Origin of the sequence: Corynebacterium sp. ACRPZ (genome assembly GCF_022346205.1) — a bacterium.
Lineage (GTDB): Bacteria > Actinomycetota > Actinomycetes > Mycobacteriales > Mycobacteriaceae > Corynebacterium > Corynebacterium lehmanniae.
On the sequence record NZ_JAKRMR010000026.1, the window covers coordinates 1 to 6,187 of the forward strand.

5 protein-coding genes are annotated in these 6,187 nt (G+C 54.6%); 4 read left to right on the forward strand and 1 reads right to left on the reverse strand.

The genetic code is table 11. The annotated features are described in order from the left end of the window. The first annotated feature begins 49 nt into the window (after positions 1 to 49). The 4 genes from MHX64_RS11670 (at position 50) to MHX64_RS11685 (ending at position 5,509) form a co-directional block, all read left to right on the forward strand. Complete coding sequence (locus tag MHX64_RS11670; RefSeq protein WP_239357612.1) at positions 50 to 1,009, forward strand: L-lactate dehydrogenase; 960 nt, start codon at positions 50 to 52, stop codon at positions 1,007 to 1,009. 226 nt (positions 1,010 to 1,235) lie between these two features. Next, positions 1,236 to 2,459: a DNA cytosine methyltransferase gene (locus MHX64_RS11675; RefSeq protein ID WP_239357614.1), complete on the forward strand. Its 1,224-nt coding sequence runs from the start codon at positions 1,236 to 1,238 to the stop codon at positions 2,457 to 2,459. 9 nt (positions 2,460 to 2,468) lie between these two features. Further along, on the forward strand, positions 2,469 to 4,313 hold the full coding sequence (locus MHX64_RS11680) for an AAA family ATPase (RefSeq protein ID WP_239357615.1): 1,845 nt from the start codon (positions 2,469 to 2,471) through the stop codon (positions 4,311 to 4,313). Between the two features lie 362 nt (positions 4,314 to 4,675). Next, entirely contained in the window at positions 4,676 to 5,509 is an 834-nt protein-coding gene (locus MHX64_RS11685) for a hypothetical protein (RefSeq protein ID WP_239357616.1), read from the forward strand. Positions 5,510 to 5,536: 27 nt separating this feature from the next. Here MHX64_RS11685 and MHX64_RS11690 read toward each other — a convergent pair. After that, the coding region (locus MHX64_RS11690; RefSeq protein WP_239406334.1) for an ABC transporter ATP-binding protein at positions 5,537 to 6,187 on the reverse strand (651 nt) is incomplete at its 5' end.

Below are 6,187 nucleotides of genomic sequence, written 5' to 3' on the forward strand. Positions count from 1 at the left end.
GCCCAACCCCACCGCGCGCGACCGCCCGCCTTCTGACACACTTGGCCACATGACCGTGACTCAAGGCAACAAGATCGTCCTTATCGGCGCCGGCGCTGTCGGCACCGCCTTCGCATACGCAATTGTCAACCAGGGCCTGGCGGACCACCTGGCCATTATCGACCTCAACGAGGACCTCGTCTGGGCCCAGGTTGAGGACCTCAACCACGCCGTTCCGTTCTCCGGCCATCACATGGACGTCACGGTGGGCAGCTACGAGGACTGCCGCGACGCCGCACTCGTAGTCAACTGCGCCGGCGTGGCGCAGCGCGACGGGGAGACGCGCATCGACCTGATTGCGCGCAACGCCGCCATCTTCGAGTCCATCAACAAGGAAGTCATGACCAACGGCTTCAACGGCATCTACGTCGTGGCCACCAACCCCGTGGACGTGCTCACCTACATCACCTGGAAGCAGACCGGCCTGCCGTCGAACCAGGTCATCGGCTCCGGCACCGTGCTGGACACCGCGCGCTGGCGCCACAACCTGGGCCTGCACTTCGACATCGCCCCGTCCGCGGTGCACACCCACATCATCGGCGAGCACGGCGACACCGAGCTGCCCGTGTTCTCCTCCGGTTCCGTCGGCGGCGTGCCGCTGCGCGCCATGCTGGAGACCGAGGCCGAGACCAACCCGGACATCTACACCCAGATCGACGAGATGTTCATCCGCACCCGCGACGCCGCCTACGACATCATCAAACGCAAGGGCAACACCGCCTTCGGCATCGGCAACGCACTCGCCCGCATCACGCGTGCGATCCTGCGCAACGAGGACGTGGTCCTGCCCGTCTCCGCGCTCCTGCAGGGCGAATACGGGCTCGACGACCTCTACATCGGCACCCCCACCGTCCTCAACCGCAGCGGCGTGCGCAACGTCGTCGAGCTACGCCTAGACTCCGACGAGCTGGAAAAATTCCGCCACTCCGCGAAGTCCTTGCGCGAAGTCATCGACCGCGCCGAGTTCTAGGAGCCTTTGCTTATCGACGGCAGCTTCGCTGGGATTCAGGAACTGAAAGTGACGACGCGAATTGGAGTTCGTCCGTCCGCTGCAGACTCTTTCCGCCTTTGGGTTCTACAGCAGAACACGTATCAACACGGTGACTAGGCTCAACCTAGTTGCGGCAACGCATGAGCATAATGGAAAATTACGAACGTCTTGGCGAACAGCATGCGGTTCGTGCATGATGTTCTCCATGGGAAATTTGAACGCAGTCGACTTATTCGCTGGATGTGGCGGTTTATCGTTAGGACTGCACAAGGCCGGATTTCAAGGCCTATTTGCCATCGAAAAAGACCCGATGGCATTTGAGACTTTTCATCATAATCTCATCGCCGACGAGGCGACTTTCCGGAATTTCCAGGACTGGCCGTCATGGTTGCCCAAGAAACCGCACGACATAACTTCGCTCCTCAGTGAAGTCGGCTTCACCTCGAAACTTACCTCGCTGAGAGGCGAGGTAGATCTAATCGCCGGCGGCCCACCTTGTCAAGGGTTCTCATTGGCTGGAGCGCGCCGGCCAACTGACATACGAAATCGACTATTTATGTCGATGCTAGAAACTGTAAAACTGATTAGACCACGCGCGGTTTTAATTGAAAACGTGGTCGGCATTACCCGCCCATTTTCCTCTACCAAAGGTCCGAAACTATCCACCGCCGATGAGATCGTTCAACTTTTGGAAAATGCGGGATACGCAGCTTCTTGGTCGATACAGGAAGCAACTGATTTCGGTGTCCCCCAAACCCGTCAAAGGGTATTTATCCTTGGAGTTCTGGATAGCCTTCCTTTCAACCCGTCAGATATCTTCGCTACAGTTCGATCCTCACGGTCAGAATTCCTATCTGAAAGAGGGCTGCCGACAGCCAATGCCGTCACTGCGTGGGAGGCTATAAGCGACCTGGACAACCCCTCGGAGCAGGTTCCATGTCCCGACTCCCCTTTATTTAACTCCTCCAGGTATCTGCCCGCACAGTCTGCATTTCAACACCTTCTTCGCAAAGACTCGAAAGAATATGCAATTCCGGATTCTCATAGATTCAGTAGACACGGGGAAAGAATCCTGAATCTTTACAACACCGCGCTGAAGACTCAGCCACCCGGACGACTATCGAAGGAGTTTCTCCTGTCAATGGGAACAAAGAAAAATAAAAAATTTCTAATTGACAAACGCAAACCCGTTTCGACCATCACAACTCACCCTGACGAGTTTATCCACTACTCCCATCCAAGAAACATCACGATCCGGGAAATGGCCCGCTTCCAATCGTTTCCAGATGCTTTTCATTTCAAAGGTCGCTACACCGTAAACGGTGACAGAAGACAGTTCGACGTGCCTCGGTGCTCTCAGGTGGGGAACGCGGTTCCTCCGATGATGGCAGAGGCCCTAGGGATGACGCTCAAGGAAGCTTTAGACTAGATTTTCAATATGCTGTCGCAACTCGAAACAGATGTGATCTTCCAATATCTGACTTCCCACAAAACGGATCTACAACCCGAAGTGAAGGCTGCTTTAACAGAAATTCGTCCAAGCACTACTTGGTCAGTTGATTTCACTGACAACCCGTTTAGCGAGTCGGGCCACAGAAATCTGTATAGGTCAGAGATGAGACGCGACTTTAGAGAGTGGCTATCGCTGAAAGGAGTCACGCCGGATAGATACGGCGAGTTTGTGGGCTCGGTCCAGTACCGGTCTGTTTCCATATCCGACACGGAGTTAATTCCAGCTGGGCGTCGCAACAAGGGTTGGCGCGTCCGCTTAATGGGATTTCCCAGTATCGGAATTGTCGGCATGGGCATTTCTACTCACTACCAGGGCACTCAAAATCAAAATTTGATGGGCGAGGCTTCAGCTCTTATCCGTTCGGTAGCTTCATCGGTAGTAAATGACGAGCCCCAGGTTTTCGAAAGGTTTCCGTCTGCGACCGCAGCCCACTGGGATTCGACCCAACTCTTTCCTGAACCTGTCCTCAAAATTGGCGATTTGGACGTTTCTGGATTCAATGGTGCAAACGGCATTGAATTAAGATCGGTCCGCAACACTACCGTGAAGAAAGAACTTTCTACATTTTTCTTCCTAAGAGGATATAATCAAGGGACGTTTGCAGAAGATGGAGCGTCCGACCTGACGCTTCTAGTTGATTTCGCTGCAAAGCTAGCGAGACGCGACAAGTCTAATCCCTTTTCGGATTTAGAAACCTTCGAAAGCCTCCGAAGCGCAGCTCTGTCCGGTGACAAAAATGTTGCGCAATTCAACCGGAGGCTGGAAACCCGAGTCCGAGACGAATACACTCCTTCAGCCGATCTGGAAATAGACGATCGAACGAAGCGGATGGTTGATTTATCCATCCAATCTTCAAAAGCAGTACTTTTAGTTGGACCACCGGGAACAGGAAAAACGCAAATCCTTAAGGACGCAATCCGCCGGATCTCGGATTCACCAGAGAATTACGGATTCGGCGGAAGCACAATTTCGTCTAATTGGGTGACGGCGCAGGAAAACTGGACATACGATGACCTGGTTCTGGGGCAGGATCTAACCGACGGAACTCTTCATCTAAAGGAGGGTAGCCTTCTAAGTTCGATTCGCCGAAATGAATGGCTAGTCATCGACGAATTTAACCGTGCCGATATGGATCGCGTCATGGGAGCAACTCTCACATGGTTAAGTGGCGAACCAGTCACCATCGGCCCAGAAAAGTCTGAAAGCGGCGACAAGAAAGCCATCCTGGGGTGGAAGAATGAAATTGGATCCTCAGTTTCCAAACTGCCATCGGGCGACATGGAGTACGTTGCCGGTTCCGACTGGCGCCTGCTCGGAACATATAACGGCGTCGACGGTTACAGGGTCTTCTCTATGGGGCAGGCCCTGGCTCGCCGGTTTGCCCATGTACCTATACCACCAATTAGAGAAAATCAGTTTCGATCGGTAATCGAAAAGCTTTGCGGGGATAGCCCGCGGCAGGCAGCGATTGTGGATAGCCTTACCGCCATCTACGCAGTTCATCTTGAACTTCCGTCAGCAATGGTAGGCCCGGGCGTGTTAATACCGATGGTCACATACATAATAAATGGTTTGGAGCATGGGGATACGACTGACGACTATTTCTCACAACTGCTCAGCGAGGCCTATGTGATTTCAGTCGGTCCGGTGGTGAATAGGCTCGAACCGATTCAAAAAGAAGCTCTAATGCAGGCCTTGACCAAAGTCCCGACTATTTCAGCAGATGATCATGCATGGATCAAAAGAACTTTGAACACCTTAATGGCGTAAACAATACGTCCGGCTTAGCATTCTCATATACCGGACTCCGCGCCCTGCAACGACTTTGGCTAGGTAAATCTGAATTCGCTTCGTGCGTAGCGACGATCAACCAAACAGGAAATACGGATCATTCCTGGAGCCAGTCGAACATACTCCGGAGGTCGGCTACGGTGTTTTCGAATTACCTTCAGACTCTATCTTCCGATTGGCCGACCGACCGAGAGCTTTGGGAATCACTCTTGCCCGTAACTACAGAAAAAGTCTCTGAAACTGGCGGGATTCGAGGGAGGGTTGATTGGAACAGAACCCTAAAGGCAGGGTGGCCGCCAAAACGGATAATCTCCCAGGCGAAGCATCGTAATCTTGACCCCGTGGTGACCGCCTCGGCAAAGTGGGCAGTCACCCAACTTCGACTTGCTGATAACAAATTGACCTCGATCTTGCAAAACGCGAGGACAGAAGAATCTGGCCGATGGATTCAGTGTCTGGAAATTTTAGAGGATTGGCTACGCGATATAGAGCCGGTCAACTCACGATCCGTCGCCAGCGCGGCCGACTGGCCACTTAAATCACTCCTAGAAGCTGGCAGTGTGGCCTCCTATTTTCTTCATGATGATCCCGAATTCTTAGCCTTCTCACTGCTCACGCCGAATGGACCCGTGGAATCACTTTTTCAGTTGAGCGTTATGGGAGAGATTTTACTACTTGCCGAACGTTTCCACCTCCGTATCGAATCTCTCAGACCGCTATCTTGGTCCGGGAAGGGTCCAATCATGACATTGCGCGGGCGCAGCGCGGACGTCCAAATCTGGCTCGAATGCGGAGATCTTTGGGATAGCTATGAAGCTATTGATGTGCATAAAGAGTTAGGTCAAGCGTTTCAACAAACAACCGGAGACGCGTTCTTAGTGGGCTCTTCCCGTCCGGACATCGTAATAACTCAGGGTGCCACCCGGTGTGTGATTATCGAATGCAAATTCCCGTCAACCACTCTCAATCCCAGTTATGTGCTCTCCGGAGTACCGCAAGTAAACATGTATCGGTACCAAGTTGGTGCAACCTTTCTAAACGTCGACGGCTTCGTCATTGGCCCATCAGAAATGATTCAAAGATCACATTTTCACTACGACGACCGAGGGAAACTTGGTGTCTGTTCGCCTATAGGCCTCATGTCTGAGCTAGACCTTTGGTTCCGCGAACTGTAGAACGAGATTTACCCGACCCATCTATAATCACATCCGGTTTGAAAAGAATTTGGGATCACTTACCGCCGCGTACTCCCCCACCTCCGCAGCGAAGCTCTCGTCGTGGCAGGTGAAGATCACGGCCTGTCCGCGGCGCAGACCTTGGGCGATGATGGTGTGGGCGCGGTCGCGGGAGGAAGCGTCGAGGCCGACGTCCGGTTCGTCGAGAAGCACGAGCGGACGATTCTGGACGAAGACCTGGGCGAGCTGAGCCAGACGCAGGTGCGCGGCAGGCAGGTCGAGCGGGTGGGTTTCCGGATCGAGGCCGAGTGCGGCGACGGCGTCCGGGTCGCCGACGAACTCCCCCACCGTGGATTCGGCGAGTTGGTCGGCAGCGCGCTGTAAAGCGAGCGAGGCGCCGAGGCCGTGGGTCTGCTCGAGGCCAGGGTTGCCGTCGAGGCCGGCCATCGCGCGCAGCAGCGTGGTCTTGCCGGCGCCGTTGTCGCCGCGCAGCCATAGCGCCTGGCCCGGGCGCACGGTCAGATGGACGGGGCCGGCGGTGAAGGTGGGCTGCTCGGTGGCGCGGAACTGCCACCACTTGCGGGATTTTCCGCCGCGGGTGGCGGTGATCTCGCCCAGGTCGATCGGTTCGCCGGTGGGCACCACGCGTGGGGGCAGGCTGGTTTCGTGGGTGGGAGG